The following is a 16,884-nucleotide window of genomic DNA, read 5'->3' as shown; positions in this document are numbered from 1 at the left end:
AGCGTACGCCGCCATGTATGGGAGGATTACAAGGACAGAGCATACGCTTTCACCCATACGGAATATGGCAAGAAGATATACGCCAGAAGAAAAGAAACAATCGAGCGAAGTTTTGCAGATTCAAAAGAGCTGCATGGGCTTCGCTATTGCCGCATGCGCGGGCTTGCGAAAGCAGCGGAACAATGCCTGCTCACTGCTGCTGTGCAGAACATGAAAAAGATTGCAAATATCCTGTCAAACCGGGATATTATGCAATCCGTAAAACGTTGCCTGCTATTTTTGCCTACATACACAAAACCCGCCGGAAAAGGGCGGGTTTTGTCAGTAATCTGAGTTTTGTTGGTAACAAAACACTCATAATTGACTCGGGGTGTTTCTCTACATGTGGACATTTTGCGGCAGTTTTCAAGGCTAATAATCTCGGATATGTTTTAGGAGAACCTACCGGAGGAGGTGCTGTTTGCACAGACGGGGCTACAGATACTATTTTACGCAACACGGGTATTCGTCTTCATTGTTCGCAAAATATGTATGGAGTAGTAGCAAATGAAAGCATGAGAAATACTGTTAAGCCCGATAAAATGCTTTAACCTAGCTAAATTCTTGTGCTGTCTAAGCTACGAATGAATTCTGGTCAACGGTGCGCACTATGTCATAGATTTCAAGCATATTCGTGGAAAAAGGAAACCTTGAATAATTTAGAAAATTATAATTGGGCGTAATACCGGCACTGGTATTTTGTCTAATCATTGCGCTCCAACACGTCTTAAATCTTTGCGCTCCAACTAATGATTGACAACACTTATATTTTGTAGTATCATGTGCATATTGTATAATATTTGCTTTGGTTTCAAACTAAGGCAGGCGTTCTGAAAATTTTGTTTTCAGATTAATAGAAGTTGCTTCTATAGCCAGTAACCACTTCGTGTTTCGAGGTGTGTTACTGGCTTTTTATATACAACCGTATAAATAAGTTTAGGAGGAAAATTACAATGCGTAAATGTCCTGTCTGCGAAAACTCAATAAACGATAACAACACAAAATGCTATTCATGCAACTCAGAAATCACTTATGGTTCCAAAGGAAGAATAAAGGCTTTTAAAGACGGGAGAGTGATTCTCTCAGAAGCAGAGCGGCGTCAAAAAGAAGCGCGCCAGGCTGCACTTCCCATGCGGTATTGCTGGATTTGTGGTAATGAAATCAGGTTTGGTCAGTATTACTGCACGCTATGCGGAGAAGACGACGCATATAATAATGGGGTTCCCTGGCCAGCCCCCAAATATTGAATGAAACTGTAGTGGGGAGGATGCGGATAAAGTAAACCTTGAAAAACAAAAATAGCCCACAAAGCTCGGAATACAAAACCGAACCTTGCGGGCCATGTATGACCTTATCCCATTGTCCAAGGTAACTCCGTGCCATCCTTAAATACTAACACAAACTCCGTCTTAGACCGAACGATTAGCTGATGAACTGTGCCCAGCCATAAGTCTTCATCAAATTCGGTGAGCAGACCCTCTTGCTTTTTCAATATCTGCAGGAAACGTTCAAGCTCCTGCCGTTTGTCATTGCGGCTATCAATCGTTTTGCTGACCTCTGAGAGTCGATCTCGTGCATTATCGTAGCGTTCCACCAGTGCATCGTATCTGCGCTTGTAATCACCTTGATCGAGCGCATTACGTGAATTCTCCTCAACCATCTTACGCATCAGTTCAAGAACGATATCGCATTCACTTTGGAGTGTTTCGGCTTCAACCTGAAAGGCTGAATTATCTGTGAGAATAGATATTACTTCATGATAAGCCACAATGATTTTGCTTTTATCAGTGATTAAGCTGTTCATTGCCTGTAGAAAAACATCCTTTAGCTGTTCCTCATAGAAGTGAGGTGTGGAGCACTTATTGTCACCTTTGAATTTGCTGTTACACTACCATATTGTGCGGCGGTACTTGCTGTTACTGTGCCAGACCTTTGTACCATAGACGCTGCCGCAATCGCCGCAGACTATGTGCCCCGCAAAGCAACCCGCGCTGGTAACATACCTTATTCCTTTGCGCCGCTTTATTTCAAATTGAACATAGTTGTAGAGCTCTTCAGAAATGATAGCCGGATGGCTTCCGGTTACATAATATTGCGGAATCTCACCCTCATTTACCTTCATCTTCTTGGTGAGGTAGTCAGTACAAAAGGTTTTTTGTGCTGTGACCAAAGCGTCAATACAATTTTATTTTTCATCGGTTAGGGTATTCAAATTTTGCGTTAGGGTATTCAAAACCGCACAGGGGTATTCAAATCGAAAAAGTGCCGTAGAATGGGCGCTTTTCGGCACTTCTTGATTGGGAACGCTTATGAGAACAAACTCAGTAAGGCTAGGTCATCTGAGCCTTTCAATATGCTACCTTGGTCAAAGCGATCAGTTCATATGAAAAGTGTGAAACAATATTATGCTCCTAAAAACATCAGTATTTTGGGAGATTCACGCTGCCGGAAAAGCCCCGTAAATTGAAAGTGTGTAACTCCATAAAACAGAAAAACCTCGCTGCCGTGGATGGCAACGAGATTATATATCTATAGGTAATCATATTGTGATGCGTATCCCGGACTGAAAGATGAAAGTCAGCTTTTCATCTGCGGTCGTTTCAACTCGGTCGAGGGTTCTGAGCATGAGGGGAAAATCAAATGTGTTGAGCCTGCCGACTCTGTCAATCAGCTCCAACATCTCCCTAGCGCGGTATCGAATAAGAACATCATCATTGTTCTCGACTGTTCTTATAAGCGTCGCCTGGTATCTACCACGCTGACCTACAATGTAGTTCCAAGCCTGAACGAATGCCTTTTGCGGGCGTTCAAGAGGAATACGGATGTCCGTGCAAATCATCGGTCGTGGTTTGAGATACTGTCCGCCATACTTTTCTCGATACTCAATCAGCCCAGGCGATGGATTTTTTGTGTAATTGGACTTGTGCGGCGGCGTATATGTCACACCTTCCACAGCCTTTGCTGTCCTTGTTTTTCGGCTTGAGCATCGGTACACGGTCTTCATTACAAACCCTTCGCCTTTGGAGTAGTAGAAGCCCACCGGCGCACCGCAAATGCCGCAGAAGAGCATTCCTGCAAACGGATACTCTTCTGACGGAACACTGGAACCGTTGCGGTGATTCCGTTCACGCATTCTCTGAGCGATGAGCCATGTTTCCTTATCAATAATAGAGGGCAAGCAATCCTCTACCAGAAATTGAGGAAGCTCACCCTTGTTTGGTCTGGATTTGTGGGATAATGGATCTCGGATAAGTGTCTTCTGGAACAAGCAATTCCCGCAATTTTTCTCGTTTGTGATTATATTCTTAACCGTTGTGCTCTCCCAGACGGACCCGTCACGGCGGGTTGGAGCATTCTCGGCGTTAAGCCGTTTTGCAATCTCTGCATATCCTAACCCGGAAAGAAACAGCTCGTAGATGTGGCGGACAACGCAAGCCTCGGTTTCAAATATCTCGATGCCATCTGCCGTTTTACGAAAACCATATATGTTGTTGAGGGCAAGGCTCTCAATCATGCCTTTTTCAAACCGTTTACGTTTTCCCCACTTAATGTTGTCGGACATACTTACAGCTTCGGACTCCGCCATAGCCGCCATCAGCGTAAGCAGCAATTCACCCTCTGGTGAACAGGAATGCAGGCCCTCTTTCTCGAAGAAAACATCGATGCCAAGATTGCGGAGCTCTCTGGTAAACACCAGCGTGTCCACGGTATTGCGTCCGAAGCGTGATACACTCTTCGTTATAATGGCGTCTACCATTCCGGCACGACAGTCTTCAATTAAGCGAAGGAACTCGGTGCGGTTCTTTGTGCGGGTGCCGGAAAGACCGCTATCGGCGTAAATACCCGCAAACTCTGCATCCTTGGCCGAAGCAAAGAAATTTTCATAATAGCTTGTCTGTGCCGCAAGGCTATGGAGCTGCTCATCGCTGGAGGACGATACCCGGCAGTACGCTGCTACCCGCTTTTTCTCCGGCTTTTCGGACTTAGGGAGAATTATTCTTGTTGGCATGATTCTACCAGCTTTCTTTTTTTATAGGACTTGACGCCGGGGTCGATTACCCACGGCAGTTCGGTGCCGTCGCGGAATATAAATTTCACCGTGCAGTCCTCGTTGATGACCATGTAGTGAACCGCCGCTTGCCAAACGAGCGGGTCGAACTCCACCAGTGCTTTCTTCTGCTTCTTCAAAAGCTGAAGGAAACCGCGTACCTGCACTTTCTTGGCGGCGCAGAGGGCGATTTTGGATGTAAGCTCCTGGTGTTCCTTCTGCAGAACTTCGTATTCGGCGGTTATCTCATCCCGTTCCTTTTTGAGCGGATTGTCGTCACCACAGTCATCCATCATGCGGCTCTCTCTGGTAAGGTTGTCATGCATTCTTTCCGTAAGCCCCGCACTGAGGTCTTCGACTTTGGCAAGTCTGGTCTTGTAAGCACTGTCATCGGTTATGGCAGAAAGGCACTCCTCGTAGTTTCTGACAATCTCATCTTTTTTCGCAATGAGACTGTTGAAAGCATCCACGAAGCACTTCATGATGGCTTCTTCCTTAACGGACGGTGTGGAGCAGTATTTCCGCTTGGTAAACTTATTATTGCAGTGCCATACAAAAGACTGGTAGGTACTGCCGCTGTGCCACACTTTTCTGCCGTAAAAGCCGCCGCAGTCGCCGCATACGATTCTGCCGGAAAAGGGAGAAATGCAGGTGTATGGGCCGCCTTCCTTTCGTCTGCGGAACTCCTCCTGCACCATCTCAAATTTCTCCGGTGGGATGATTGGCGGGTGGTTTTGACTAACATAGTAAAGGGGCAATTCACCCGTATTTTTCTTGATTTTTTTAGTTAAAAAATCCTCCACAAAATATTGTTGCAAAATGGAATCCCCGCGATATTTAACATTTTGCAGTATGTGCCTGACCGTGGAGTCCTGCCACTTCACCTTGTTCATCGGAGTTGGAATGCCGTCTGCGGTGAGCCTTGTGGCGATGTCGTAGGTGGTCTTTCCAGCAAGGAACTCGTCGTAGATTCTGCGTACGATTTCAGCCTGTTCCTCTACTATATATAAATGACCGTCAGCACCCATATCGTAGCCGAGGAAGGAACTATAGGCAAAGGACACCTTGCCGTCTGCCATGCTCTTGCGTTTGCCCCAGGTGATGTTCTTTGAAATGGAACGGGATTCTTCCTGCGCCAGGCTCGACATGATGGTGAGGAGCAGCTCACCCTTGGAATCCATCGTGAAAATGTTCTCTTTCTCGAAATAGACCTCGGTGCCTTTGTCCTTTAGCTGTCGTATGGTGGTTAGGCTGTCGACCGTATTTCTGGCGAAACGGCTGACCGATTTAGTGAGGATGAGGTCGATTTTACCGTCAAGCGCGTCGGCAATCATGCGCTTAAAGCCTTCGCGGTGCTTGGTGCTGGTACCGCTGATACCCTCGTCGGTATACACCTCCACGAACTCCCATTCCGGATTTCGCTTAATATAGTCGGTGTAATATTCAACCTGCGCTTCGTAGCTGTTCTGCTGTTCATCCTTGTCTGTGGAAACACGGGCGTATCCCGCCACTCTCCGCTTTTTTAGCAAACCGGGCAGGCCTTGCATGAACCCTGTCGGTTTAGCGGGTATGACCGTGACATTCTTATTGCTCATATTCTTGCACCATTCCTTTCAAGCTGTTTTTGTCTCGCAGCCTCACGCATATCGTCCGTCCAGCTTTCAGAGCGTGAGCGGTCTTGCCATGTAATTTTCTTTTCCGTGCCGTCCTTGAAAATCAACCGCATAGTATTACCTGGTTCAGCAACGATAGAGTCCACCGTTTCCGTAAAGAAATCTTCTGCAAAGTACTTACTACCAAGAGCGTCCGAAATACAATCCTTTAGGGTATTTTCTGGGATGGCCTTGGAGGCGCAGTATGCTTTCCCACGGATGTTAAAGGTGGAACAGCACCAGACCGTGTTGTGGGGTGTGGTCTTGCGTCTGTAGTTCTTACCACAGATGCCGCATCTGATTTTTCCCGTGAAGACGCTCTTATTACCGGCTTTGCATTTGTGCTTCTCGGCACGACGCTGAACCTCGCTCTGCACTTCGGAGAAAACGGCTCTGGACACTATCGGTTCATGGTCATTGGTAATATAGAATTGCTGAAGCTGACCTTCATTTTTAACTTGGCGTTTTGTAAGGTGGCTTTCGCTCAGTGATTTCTGCAGGAGCAAATCGCCCATATACTTCTCGTTTCGCAAAATGCTGCGGATGGTGTCCAGATGCCAGAACGGTATCTTTTCCGTGCGGACGCTACGCTCGTTCAGCGTATTTGCGATTTTCTGAACGCCGCAGCCGGAAAGATATAGGTCGAAGATTTCTTTTACGATTTCCGCTTCGTCCGGCACAAGTGTAATTTCGCCGTTCACCAGGCGATAGCCGAGCATGGTGCAGGTGTTGGGCTGCCCACGCTCAAACCCCTTACGAATCTTCCACTTGCAGTTCTCACTGCAGGACAGGCTTTCTTCCTGTGCCTGGGACGCTAAAAGGGTGAGCATTAATTCGCCTCCTTCGCTGATAGAACTGATATTCTGTTCTTCAAAAAGGACATTGATGCCGAGTTCCTTGAGCTCCCGCACCGTGCCGAGCAGTGTGACCGTATTTCTCGCAAAGCGGGAAATTGACTTCGTGACCACCATATCAATAAGCCCCGAACGGCAATCAGAGAGCAGCTTCTGAAACTGCTCTCTGTCGTCTTTGGTTCCCGTTTTGGCCTCGTCCGCATATACACCGACAAATGTCCATTCTGGGTTGCGGGTTATGTACTTACGGTAATAATCGATTTGCGCCGCCAGAGAGTGAAGCATGGTATCCTTATCACAGGAAACCCGTGCATATGCTGCCACACGCCGCTTTACGGCAAAGGCTGTGCGAGTTGGCGTAATGTCAATAATCTGCTTTTCCATAGCTGAGTCCTCCTTTGGGTAGTAGCCATATTACCGTCATTCTCACTTATTATCCAGTGGTATTTGATAACTTTTCTCTACAAATAGCGGAGAATATTTCACCCTCAGAATTGTATCAATTACCCGGTAATCGTCCCCGGAAATGATGCCGTTTTTAAGCATAGCTTTGAAAGGAGAGAGGCTTGAGTGGTACAGCATTTCCTTATAAAATTGTTCCTTTTTCATAGCGCGCCGCCTCCGAATCTTGCCTCTGCGTAGCACTTGTGGGAGCAGTATTTTCTTGGTTCTTTTCCATAGGCGGTGAAGGTCTTGCCGCAGTTCTCGCATACTCCGGTATGGCACGATTTTGAGTCAGTGTTCTTTGAACACGGATGTTCTGTCCACCATTTGACCCGGCATTCATCTGAGCAGAATTTCCGCCTTTTCACCTTATCCGTCTGGATGAGCGTTTTACCGCACTGGCGGCAGTGATTCTCATCATGAACAACGGGCTTCGCGACCGTTATGTTTTCTCTGCGACAAAACGACTGCACTGTTCCCAGGGGCAAATCGAGTGCCTGGGATATCTTCTTATATCCATTGCCGATGCCTCGCATCTCTTTTATGGATTGTTTTTGGTTATCAGTCATATTCCATCCTCCGTTCTGAGGGACACTCCCTCCACCTCGTACAGGACAGGCGGAGCGCAAAACCGTACCGAAAACAGAAAAAGGCCCGTGAAAATGAAAATACATCATCTCTACGAGCCTGAATAATAACTGCAGGTCAATAACTTGACCGCTGGTTTATGGACTGCCTATCAGCAACGATGTGCCCTCTATTTGTCGTACTTGATAAAAGCATCTGCAAATCCAGCCACTCTGAGCTTTTTCAGAAGCACTTCGGCATTTGCTTTTTCTGAATACGCTCCAACCTGAACCCTGTACAGCGTCTTTGGTTCATCCGGGGCGGAGGCGTTTTCGGTATCCAGCAGCTTCTTAACATCAGCCCGGAAGGTATCCATACTCTTGCCGTGCTTCGGAAACCAATGCATCACATCCCCGTGGTTGCTGGCAATCCCCAACTTGTAACCCTCGCTGTGGCAGATGATGTCCTTCTCAGTGAGGTTAAACTGCTTGCAGAGATATACGCAAAGCTCCACGGCCTCCTTGTAAACGGCAGAAAAATATGTGGGGTCGGTCAGACCGTCCTCGCAGATCTCAAAGCCGATGTGCGTGTCGTTGCCGGAGCCCTTGGAACCGCTGCCGCAGTGCCAGCCGCGCATATTCCACGGTAGGGTCTGGTAGGTGGCGATACTGCCATCCGCCAGCTTGCCTATGAAACCGTGGACGCAGACCTGTCGACCGTCCGGCTTGTCCTGATTCCAGTGATTGTTGTACGGGTTCTTCCCGAGCAACCCGTCATCCGGACCGACATAGCGTTTCAGGTACGGGTTGTTGGCTCCGGTGGAATGAACCATGATGCCCTTCGGTATGATGGTTCGGCCTACCTTGTAGCAGGCGTTGTTTATAAGTATCAATTTATGCAGATTCATTTACTCACCCTTTCCGTCTTTGCTGTTCAGCTGAGAAAGTATCTCCTTAATCTTTTCGGGGATGGGCAGACCGATGCGGGCCGCGTTTTCCAAGACGGACAGGCCCTCGTTGGAGAGATAAAAAAAGATGACCGCGGTTCGAATCCCGCTGCCATCTCCGATGATCTGCTTATCAATGATATGTCCGACCGCGACCATTACAAAAATCAGCACCTTCTTGACGATTCCCCGAAAGCCGATATCGCTCGAGAGCTTTTTCTCCACAATGGCCGCCGCAATGCCGGTGAGGTAATCCAAGGTTACAAACGCCAGCAGCGCATAAAGAAAACCGTCCATTCCACCCAGGTTATACCCAAGCCATCCTCCCACAGCCGCCGCAAGCACCTGAATCCAGTTCCAGATCTCCCTCATCATACAGTACCTTCCTTCTCATATTTTTCACCGGTGATCTTCTTGTATTCTTCCGGGGTAATCACGCCTTTGACCACCGCTACCTTCACCATCTTTCTGTTCCACAGACTATTGTCATAATTCTTCTTTACCGTTTCGTAGGTCATGTTCTTATCCTCCTCACATATTAATCAGGTTTTGAAATTCCAAAGCGGCCGCAATCCGTTCCTGAGCGGAAGGCTCCGGTGCGGGCGGCGGCGAGTTTATCATCTTCTGCATGGCCTCCAATGCCTGCGCGTCGGTTAAAGCGTCGTCAATGCCGTAGGAACTGCGCATCGCCGCCAGCTCCTGCACAGCCTGGCACACGTTCCCGTTTACCTCCAACACATGCGGGAATACCTCCACCGCCGGAAACTGCTGCTTGATTCTTTCTGGGGTCGCCACTTCGCCGTTCGGGAACATGTAGGTCTTCTTGCCGTTAAAAAGCTCAAGCTTAATCATTTCTTTTCTCCTCTCTATTTGTAATACCGTAGCGTCTGCGCATGGGGAATCGTTGCAAAGGTATTCCCAACAGCATAGCTTCCTTTTGCAAAAACCACGTGATCCTTGAATCCGATCGCCCCGCAGCCTACCACCGGCAGCGCCGGGGTAAGGACCGATGAGCGAACCAGTGTGTTATCATACGCAAAGCCGATGGCCTTTTTACTTGAATAGCTGTCATATCCAAGAAATACCGCGCAGCTTCTATCAAAGGTATGGCATCCGCTTATGCCGTAATTCGGGGAAACCGTGATAAAGGATTGCTTCACCAGCGCTTTGGAATACACCTCAAATCCGGAATTTCCGTTGTAAATCAAAAAGTAATCAGCGATTGCTGCATTGGCGCACATGTAATTGCCGCTGCCGTTTGAAGTCATTGACGACAGCGTAGTACGAGTAAGGCTTGCATTGTACGCTTCCACCGTGGTTACATTTGCCCCGCTGGAGTTACTTCCGCCCACAAAGAGGGCATAGGTGCCGTTGGATATTCCCCCAAGCGCAATCCTGGCAACCGAAAGAGCGGTTGGCGTAGACCGAACCATGCTCGCCGAATAGGCGTTGACCACCGCGGAGGCTGCCATTGTGCCGGTTGTAGAGGAATCTCCTCCCGCGAACAGTGCATAATTGCCTACGGCGGCTCCTGCTGGGGCACCCCGTGCGGTGCTAAGCGCTGTGGGATTGGTTCGTACTAAGCTGTCACTGAATGCGTAGACAGCGCCTGTCGGAACAATCGCGGTGGAATTTGCGACGTATCCTCCTGCAAATAAGGAGTATGTCCCCACACTTGCCGCCGCCGCAAAATACGGGCTGCTCGCTGCATTGAGCGACAGCCCGCCGATGGACGTAAGGTTTGCATCAAAACAGCAGATGGGCGGGTTGCTGGCATAGTAATTGTTGAAGTAGGAGAACAAATAGGTGTTGCTGCATACAAGAATCTCGTGCATATCGCCTCTGGTATCAAGCACTAGGTCAATGCCCGGCACAAACAGCTGCCGGAAAAGCTCACGCAGCTGTCCCAGCCCGTTCTTCAGATAGATGCGCACGACCTCCGCCAAGCCTGCCGCTCCGTTTTTGTAACGGACCCTGTTCACCGTTTTGTCAGTGCCCGCTTTAAGAAGTACCGCCATAGGAGCTCACCGTCCTTCTAGTAGGTAAAAATCAGCGTCTTGTTCGGTACCGCCGAGAAATCCGTCATTGTGCTTGGCAGGATGACGGCGTTTCTCACCTGCGCCGCTGTTTCATCAAGGGCTCCGCCGGCCACCAGCTTTTCGCTCATAGTCTGTACTGCGGAAGTCCGCATGAAATCAGTAACGGCGGCAAGCGCGTTCCACGCAGCCTTTTCCGCTGATGTAACGTGCGGAGCGGTATCGTTCTTGTGCTGCTCAATGAGATTAAAAAGGTTTCCCGCCGCATTTTTATCGAGGATGTTCTGGATGGTGGCAAACCATGCCTCAAACTCCGCCTGGTTTTCATCCAGCTGGGCGTTCAGCTGTTCCAGTAACGATGCAATCTGCCCGTTTACCGCTGCCTGCGCTTCAGAAAACAGGGTATTGAGCTGTGCAGTGTACTGCGAGGTATCGATGGTTACCACCGTCTGTGTCACAATACCGCACAGCTCCGTATTCAGCCGCTGGTCGGTGATGTTTGCCTGTGACAGAGCAACTACGCCGTTTCCAACCAGAATATCCCCGAGCGCCAGCTCGTAAACATCGGCATCTCTCTGCAGGGCGGGAGCGGCAGGGGTGCTGGAGTTGGCACCTTTTTTAATGGTGACGGAGATGCTGCGGTCGGCAAGGCTCCAGCAAACTACCACCCGGTCGATTCGTTTGAGTATGCCGTCGGCGGTGTCCAGCTGGGTTGTCAGCGGCTCGGTGTTTTGATAAAAGTAGCCGTTTATCCATGCCTTTCCCGGCAGAATCGAGATATTCATGCCGGTTCCGGCCTGAACCATCAGGTTGGTGGAGGGGTTCGGGAAGATGCCGTTACCGATAAACGATGAGAAGTATTCTGCCCATTCCTCGGCCTTGTAGCGGCGGTCGCCGCTGATGGAATTAAAGAAACTTGATTTTTGCATATATATGATCACTCCTTTTACCGGTTTATCTTTTCAGATAAGGTCGGAAGGCTTTCTCCAAAGGTAACCGTAATCTGCGTTTTGCCTTTTTGGTAAGACTCCGTAATTTCCGTAATCCGCACATCCGTCTTGATACCCCAGCGTTTATCCACACAGGTGACTCGGTCGCCCACATCAAAATCGGTTTTGTAGGCAAGGCTTCCGGTGACATTGACGTTGCTTTCAAAGCTTAGTGCTTCCTTGTATTGTTCTAAGTCTTTGAGACCGCGCGCGGTGAGAAGCTGCTGATATTGGGCGAGGGTAAGGGTTACGGTGGTAGTGCCCTGCTTGTAGGAGCGCTTGATATCCGAAGCTCGGATAAAAACCTCGTTTCTGGAAAGCCCGGCAGATACACCGACTTCAACCACGACCCTGTCCGCGGCGATGGCGGTCTCCTCTCCGCCCACATACGCTACTGTCCGCAGGTTTTCGGTGCTGACGGTAAATTCCTGCTCGAGGATGTTGTCAAACTCCTGCGAAAAGATACAGGGGCGGTTTACCGTCTGGCCCGCCGTCAGGTCCCTGCCTTTGTATACCTTGAAAAGGTGTGTTCCGGTACGGATATCGGTTGCAATCTTCATCCCCAGCTGAGCGCTCTTGGCGACCGTTTCGCAGGCAAGCAGGCAGGACAGGTACTGCTCGCCCTGATAATAGATGCTGCTGCTCTGCAGGTCTGGCGGGTTGGGTTCAAGCTTTAAATGGGGAACGGTTCTTGCGGTGTTTGTCGGTGCAGCAAGGTTTTCGTTTACGATCCTGCGCAGGATGTTCTGGCCGGTATCGGTTACCAAGATAGGCACAAGGAGTATCCGCTTATCCAGCCAACCTGTGAGGAACCTGCCCTGCACTTCGATTTCCTCCATGCCGTAGGCGTTCTTTCGGATGGAAAGATACCTGATTTCAGCCATCTCGCTGTCGCCCTTCTTCATCAACAGGTTGCCTTTATTCAGTAATCTGCTGTTTTGTTCCGTAAAGGGAGCTAAAAGCTTGAATTCTCCACAGCTCCAGTACCGTCTTGTCCAGATAAGCGAGGAAATCTCATCGATTACACCAAGAGGGGTGAAGGTGCTGTCGTAGATAGTTAGTTCCATTTTTATCACCATACCATATCAAAAATTGCGATGCGGCTTTGCCGCAGGAGGAGTTACACTCCGACAGCAATTTTTCCGTAGTTTGAAAGATTTATCTTTCAAACTTTATACCCCCAGATATTTATTGTTGTGATAGACCGATACCTCAAGGTTGTTTTCACCGGCTGTAGCCGAGTAACGGAAAAGGTTATCTCCCGGCACAAGCTGAAGAAAGGCGCTGTCCACATCAAGGTATCTCAAGGCGTCGGTTACAGCGCCGTTTTGCTTCAGGGTGCATACCTTCCTGCCATAATGGGTGGAAACGGTCAGCAGATCGCCCGCCGAAAGCGTCAGGTTGTTAAACCGGAGATATTCGCCGGTATCCACATTGAGGATTTCGGGGTTACTGACGGTACCGGTTGCCCGGAACTCTGCGCGGATACCAGTCCCCACATCGCCTGCGTTAAACACATTCACAATGCGGGAGGGTTCACGGTAACCGAGCTCCATGCCGGTATCCATCGGGATTTCCGTTTCAAATTCCAGGCTGCCCAGCCAGGAGGCTACTGCCGCTTTGGTTTCGGCATTCTCCCGCCAGAAGGGGTCAAGGCAGAGAAGGTTTACCGTAAACCCTGCAAAAACACCCGGCTTTGCATAGACAGGGGCGTTGTTTGCCTTGCAGTCAATGACGCGGATAAAGTCCCCGTAGCTGTAGGTCAGTGTCGCGGAAAGCTGCGGGTTCAGCACCTTGTTTAACCGCCTGCGGAGGGCGAGCATCTCCTCCTTCTTGCGAGAACGGATACAGCCCACGATCTCAATCTCCCGGCTTTCGATGCGATTGCCCACATAGGTATCGCCGTCCTGCCCCATGGAATTGACGGAGTAGATGGTGTTGCGGACATCGGCGAGGCCCGAAACATCGTCTGTATGGTAGAGGCTGTCGTGAGAGAACTCAACGCTCTCTCCGTTCTGGTTTGTATAGACCAATCTTTCAATCTTACGCATATTACACCATCCTTGCTGCCTGCCTGAACTGCCTTGCAGCTTCACGCTGAAGAGATACATAGTCATACTGGGGGGTATAGATGTTCTGTACCACCTGAATCCCGCTTTGCGGGGATAACGCACTGCCTTGAGCAGGCGCTGTGGCGTAGGCAATGTGTCCCGATACATCAAGGTTTGTCGGGATAGCCGACTGAATATCCGTTGTCACGGCATTCATGGCTTTTACAAATCCGGCCGCGAGGCCCTGCGCCATGTTTGCTCCGATACCGGCAAACACTCTGGAAGGGGAGTGGATGCCGAGAAACTCTTTAATACCATCGATAAGGTCGCCGAAGAACCGGCCGATCATGTCCAGCAGCCAGTTGCTCATAGACTTGATGCCTTCCCACAGGCCTTTTACAATATCCACACCGATGCTCTGTACCGCCTGCACCGCGTTCCCGAGCCCGTTTACAAGTGCTGAGATGATCTGCGGGATACTTGCAACAAGCTGCGGAATGGCTTTAATCAGGCCCTCCGCAAGCTGAACAATCAGCTTGATACCCATGTCAACCATCTTCGGCAGGTTGTTGGTTATGAAATTGATGATCTCCTCGATGATCCGAGGCAAGGCGTCAATCAGGAGCGGCAGGGCGTTTAACAGGCCTGTCACAAGGCCTTCCATGATGGCAAAGGCGGCTTCGAGTATCTTATCCAGGTTTGCAATCAGGGTTTCCACAATGGTGATGATGGCCTGCACAATGGCGGGGATGAGCTCCGGCAGAGCCTGTCCGATACCGGTGGCAAGGGTCACCATCATGGTGATAGCCGCCTGTACCAATGCGGGAAGGTTTGTGATGATTCCGTTTACCAGAGACAGCACCAGCTGCAAGGCCCCCTCGGCCATCTGCGGCAGTGCGGAGATTAACCCCTGAAGCAGGGTGAAGATCATTTGGCTTGCCGTATCGATGAGCATAGGAAGGTTATCAATAACCGCATTCCCGATAGAGCCTACGATCTCCATGCCGGTGTCGATGATTTGCGGCAGGCTTTGAAGGATCATGTTCGCGATACCGCCCATCGTCGAGCCGATGACGTCGCTGATTTTCCCCCAATCCCCTCCGGCTTCGTTTAGGCCGCGAGTGAAATCCCCGAGGAGTGCAACGCCCTCATCCGCAATCAGCTGAAGCTGCGGGAGCAGCACCATTCCTAATGCATTCTTTGCGGCGCTGCTTCCGGCCTTGAGCCGTTGAACGCTGTCATCGAATTTTCCAAGCTTGGCGATGGATTCGTCGCTCATCACAGCGCCCATGCGCCTTGCTTCCTCGGTAAGCGCCGCGATACCCTCCGAGCCCTGGGCTATGAGTGGGTTAAGCTCCTGCGCCGATTTGCCGAATATCTGCATGGAAAGCGCATCGCGTTCCGCGCCCTCCTTCATTTTACCGAGGGCATCAATGGCTTCCCAATAGACGGTTTCACTGTTGCGCAGGGAGCCGTCGGCATTTGTAACGGAAATGCCGAGCTTTTCATAGGCTCCGGCCATCTGTTTGTTGCCGTCTCTGGCGGCATCCATGGATTTAATCTGCTTCGCCATAGAGCCTGTTAGGGTATCCAAAGATACATCAACAAGCTCGGCAGCGTATTTGTATCCCTGCAGGCTTTGAGCCGACATCCCCGTAACAGTGGACATAGTGAGGATTTCATCGGCGTAAGCCGCGGCGCCGACCGTCATATCCGTAAGCGTCTTCGCAGCGCCTACCGCAGCGGTACCAATGGCAGCAAAGGCCGTAGCCATTGCTGCCCCGATTCCCTTGAGAACGCCGCCCAGCTTTTCGAATCGACCGCCCGCGTCGGCAGACTGCTCGCCAGATTTCTTGACCTCGTCACCAAACTGCCGCGCCTGTTTTTCAGCGTCATTAAATTCATTGCCTGCAGTGTTCAGCTCTTTGCTGTTCTGTTCCAAGGCGACTGAAAGCTGACTTTGTTCACGCTCCATGCCGTTGAGTGCGGCTTTGGCGTTGTTCAGCTGTATCGCCCAAGACTGTGTGCGCCGGTCGTTCTCACCGAAGGAGGTAGCAGCATTGGCGAGTGCCTTTTCCAGTGTTTCGATCTTGTTTTTCTGCTCGTCGATTTCCTTGTTAAGCACGCTGTTTCGGGCGGATAAGGCTTCTACGCTTTTATCTTGCTTATCAAACTGGGAAGACACTAGGTTCATCTCGCTGCCCAGCACCTTAAAGGACTGGTTGATCTCTCGCAGCGCGTTTTTGAATTCCTTTTCGCCTTCGATGCCGATTTTCAGGCCGAAATCGTCTGCCATGGTACCACCTCCTCAAGCTAGAAATTTTGTTATGCTATCGCTTGATATATTTCAGATTTTTGCATATACTATTAGTAGGGTAAGTAGGGAAAATAGAGCTTAAAGGAGGTATTGCAAATGGAGAGAATGATTGTTGATAATGCAAAGGTTATGGCAAAAGGGCAGATTACCCTGCCAAAGGATATCCGCAGCATGCTGAAACTTGATACCGGAGATAGAGTTACTCTTGTCTGCGATGGCGATCAGGTAATTATGATGAATTCCGCTGTTTATGCCATGAAAATGCTGCAGAAGGATATGAAGGGTGAAGCTGTAATAGCAGGATTGAATTCGGATGAGGATGTTATGGCTCTGATTAAAGAAATGCGTTCAGAGGAAAAAGGGCAGTGAAATGTTTAATTGATACCAATATTCTTATATCCGCCAGCTTGTTTCCCGATAGTGTTCCTGCAGCGGCCTTTATTAAAGCGGTAAACCATCCTCATAAAGCGGTTGTCTGTGACTATTCTATTGATGAACTCCGTAGAGTGTATAACCGGAAATTCCCTAATAAAATAGCGGCGTTGGAGCATTTCCTGTCAGTGTTCCTCTTAACCGTAGACATTGTTCCAACACCACCGGAAGAGGAATCGTCTGAGGAAGAAACGAAAATACGGGATATGAATGATCGTCCAATACTTAGGGCGGCACTTGCCACAAAGGTCGATGTACTGGTAACCGGAGATAGGGACTTTCTTGAATCGGGTGTCAAAAAGCCCAAAATAGTAACAGCAGCGGATTTTTTGCGACTGTAAGTTAGAGAGCAGGGATATTTCTCCCTGCTCTCTACGTGTATATACCATAAAGCCACAAAAAGTGCATGTTTAAACACTCAATCTCACCTTCGACGCCGATTTTCAGGCCGAAATTGTCTGCAATGGTACCACATCCCTCCTTTTGGGCATAAGAAAAGCACCCTCTTG

General features: G+C 49.5%; 19 protein-coding genes. 3 read left to right on the top strand and 16 right to left on the bottom strand.

Features of this window, described 5'->3' with window-relative positions:
* Positions 1-333 (top strand): transposase (locus tag BLR50_RS11270; RefSeq protein WP_242871751.1); only part of this gene is annotated, 333 nt, incomplete at its 5' end.
* A gap of 1,057 nt (positions 334-1,390) precedes the next feature.
* Here the strand turns inward: BLR50_RS11270 and BLR50_RS11265 are convergent.
* The 16 genes from BLR50_RS11265 to BLR50_RS11190 all read right to left on the bottom strand — a co-directional run bounded on the left by BLR50_RS11265 (position 1,391) and on the right by BLR50_RS11190 (position 15,922).
* Positions 1,391-1,843 (bottom strand): hypothetical protein, encoded by a 453-nt coding sequence (locus BLR50_RS11265; protein WP_092642200.1) that lies wholly within the window; start codon positions 1,841-1,843, stop codon positions 1,391-1,393.
* A gap of 84 nt (positions 1,844-1,927) precedes the next feature.
* Positions 1,928-2,209, bottom strand: a complete 282-nt coding sequence (locus BLR50_RS11260; RefSeq protein WP_143008104.1) for a hypothetical protein — start codon at positions 2,207-2,209, stop codon at positions 1,928-1,930.
* A gap of 369 nt (positions 2,210-2,578) precedes the next feature.
* Positions 2,579-4,048 (bottom strand): recombinase family protein, encoded by a 1,470-nt coding sequence (locus tag BLR50_RS11255; protein ID WP_092642194.1) that lies wholly within the window; start codon positions 4,046-4,048, stop codon positions 2,579-2,581.
* The gene (locus BLR50_RS11250; RefSeq protein WP_092642191.1) at positions 4,033-5,682 is read right to left on the bottom strand and encodes a recombinase family protein; all 1,650 of its coding nucleotides are present in this window, start codon (positions 5,680-5,682) and stop codon (positions 4,033-4,035) included. The genes BLR50_RS11255 and BLR50_RS11250 overlap by 16 nt, the downstream gene beginning before the upstream one ends.
* Positions 5,679-6,977: a recombinase family protein gene (locus tag BLR50_RS11245; protein WP_092642187.1), complete on the bottom strand. Its 1,299-nt coding sequence runs from the start codon at positions 6,975-6,977 to the stop codon at positions 5,679-5,681. The genes BLR50_RS11250 and BLR50_RS11245 overlap by 4 nt, the downstream gene beginning before the upstream one ends.
* A 42-nt stretch (positions 6,978-7,019) precedes the next feature.
* Positions 7,020-7,202: an SHOCT domain-containing protein gene (locus BLR50_RS11240; protein ID WP_092642184.1), complete on the bottom strand. Its 183-nt coding sequence runs from the start codon at positions 7,200-7,202 to the stop codon at positions 7,020-7,022.
* Positions 7,199-7,606 carry a hypothetical protein gene (locus BLR50_RS11235; RefSeq protein ID WP_092642181.1) on the bottom strand — a complete coding sequence of 136 codons (408 nt, stop codon included), beginning with the start codon at positions 7,604-7,606 and terminating at the stop codon, positions 7,199-7,201. Before BLR50_RS11235 ends, BLR50_RS11240 begins: the two co-directional genes overlap by 4 nt.
* Positions 7,607-7,794: 188 nt before the next feature.
* On the bottom strand, positions 7,795-8,511 hold the full coding sequence (locus tag BLR50_RS11230; RefSeq protein WP_092642178.1) for an N-acetylmuramoyl-L-alanine amidase: 717 nt from the start codon (positions 8,509-8,511) through the stop codon (positions 7,795-7,797).
* Positions 8,512-8,922: a phage holin family protein gene (locus BLR50_RS11225; protein ID WP_092642175.1), complete on the bottom strand. Its 411-nt coding sequence runs from the start codon at positions 8,920-8,922 to the stop codon at positions 8,512-8,514.
* Positions 8,922-9,068 carry an XkdX family protein gene (locus BLR50_RS11220; protein ID WP_092642172.1) on the bottom strand — a complete coding sequence of 49 codons (147 nt, stop codon included), beginning with the start codon at positions 9,066-9,068 and terminating at the stop codon, positions 8,922-8,924. Before BLR50_RS11220 ends, BLR50_RS11225 begins: the two co-directional genes overlap by 1 nt.
* A 13-nt stretch (positions 9,069-9,081) precedes the next feature.
* Positions 9,082-9,402, bottom strand: a complete 321-nt coding sequence (locus BLR50_RS11215) for a hypothetical protein (protein ID WP_092642169.1) — start codon at positions 9,400-9,402, stop codon at positions 9,082-9,084.
* A gap of 14 nt (positions 9,403-9,416) precedes the next feature.
* Positions 9,417-10,568 carry a Kelch repeat-containing protein gene (locus BLR50_RS11210; RefSeq protein WP_092642166.1) on the bottom strand — a complete coding sequence of 384 codons (1,152 nt, stop codon included), beginning with the start codon at positions 10,566-10,568 and terminating at the stop codon, positions 9,417-9,419.
* A gap of 17 nt (positions 10,569-10,585) precedes the next feature.
* Complete coding sequence (locus BLR50_RS11205) at positions 10,586-11,515, bottom strand: hypothetical protein (RefSeq protein ID WP_092642163.1); 930 nt, start codon at positions 11,513-11,515, stop codon at positions 10,586-10,588.
* Between the two features lie 17 nt (positions 11,516-11,532).
* On the bottom strand, positions 11,533-12,642 hold the full coding sequence (locus tag BLR50_RS11200) for a siphovirus ReqiPepy6 Gp37-like family protein (RefSeq protein ID WP_162840413.1): 1,110 nt from the start codon (positions 12,640-12,642) through the stop codon (positions 11,533-11,535).
* 105 nt (positions 12,643-12,747) lie between these two features.
* On the bottom strand, positions 12,748-13,626 hold the full coding sequence (locus tag BLR50_RS11195) for a phage tail family protein (protein ID WP_092642157.1): 879 nt from the start codon (positions 13,624-13,626) through the stop codon (positions 12,748-12,750).
* A gap of 1 nt (position 13,627) precedes the next feature.
* Entirely contained in the window at positions 13,628-15,922 is a 2,295-nt protein-coding gene (locus BLR50_RS11190) for a phage tail protein (protein WP_205408693.1), read from the bottom strand.
* 117 nt (positions 15,923-16,039) lie between these two features.
* On the opposite strand from BLR50_RS11190, the gene BLR50_RS11185 reads away from it, so the two are divergent.
* Together BLR50_RS11185 and BLR50_RS11180 are read left to right on the top strand one after the other, a co-directional pair.
* On the top strand, positions 16,040-16,312 hold the full coding sequence (locus tag BLR50_RS11185; RefSeq protein WP_092642154.1) for an AbrB/MazE/SpoVT family DNA-binding domain-containing protein: 273 nt from the start codon (positions 16,040-16,042) through the stop codon (positions 16,310-16,312).
* A complete protein-coding gene (locus BLR50_RS11180) occupies positions 16,309-16,716 on the top strand; it encodes a putative toxin-antitoxin system toxin component, PIN family (protein WP_092642150.1) in 408 nt (135 codons plus the stop codon). Before BLR50_RS11185 ends, BLR50_RS11180 begins: the two co-directional genes overlap by 4 nt.
* Positions 16,717-16,884 lie beyond the last annotated feature (168 nt).

Origin of the sequence: Acetanaerobacterium elongatum (assembly GCF_900103835.1) — a bacterium.
Taxonomy (GTDB): domain Bacteria; phylum Bacillota; class Clostridia; order Oscillospirales; family Ruminococcaceae; genus Acetanaerobacterium; species Acetanaerobacterium elongatum.
Note: the sequence above shows the minus strand (reverse complement) of the source record. Positions and strands in the feature narration are given on the sequence as shown.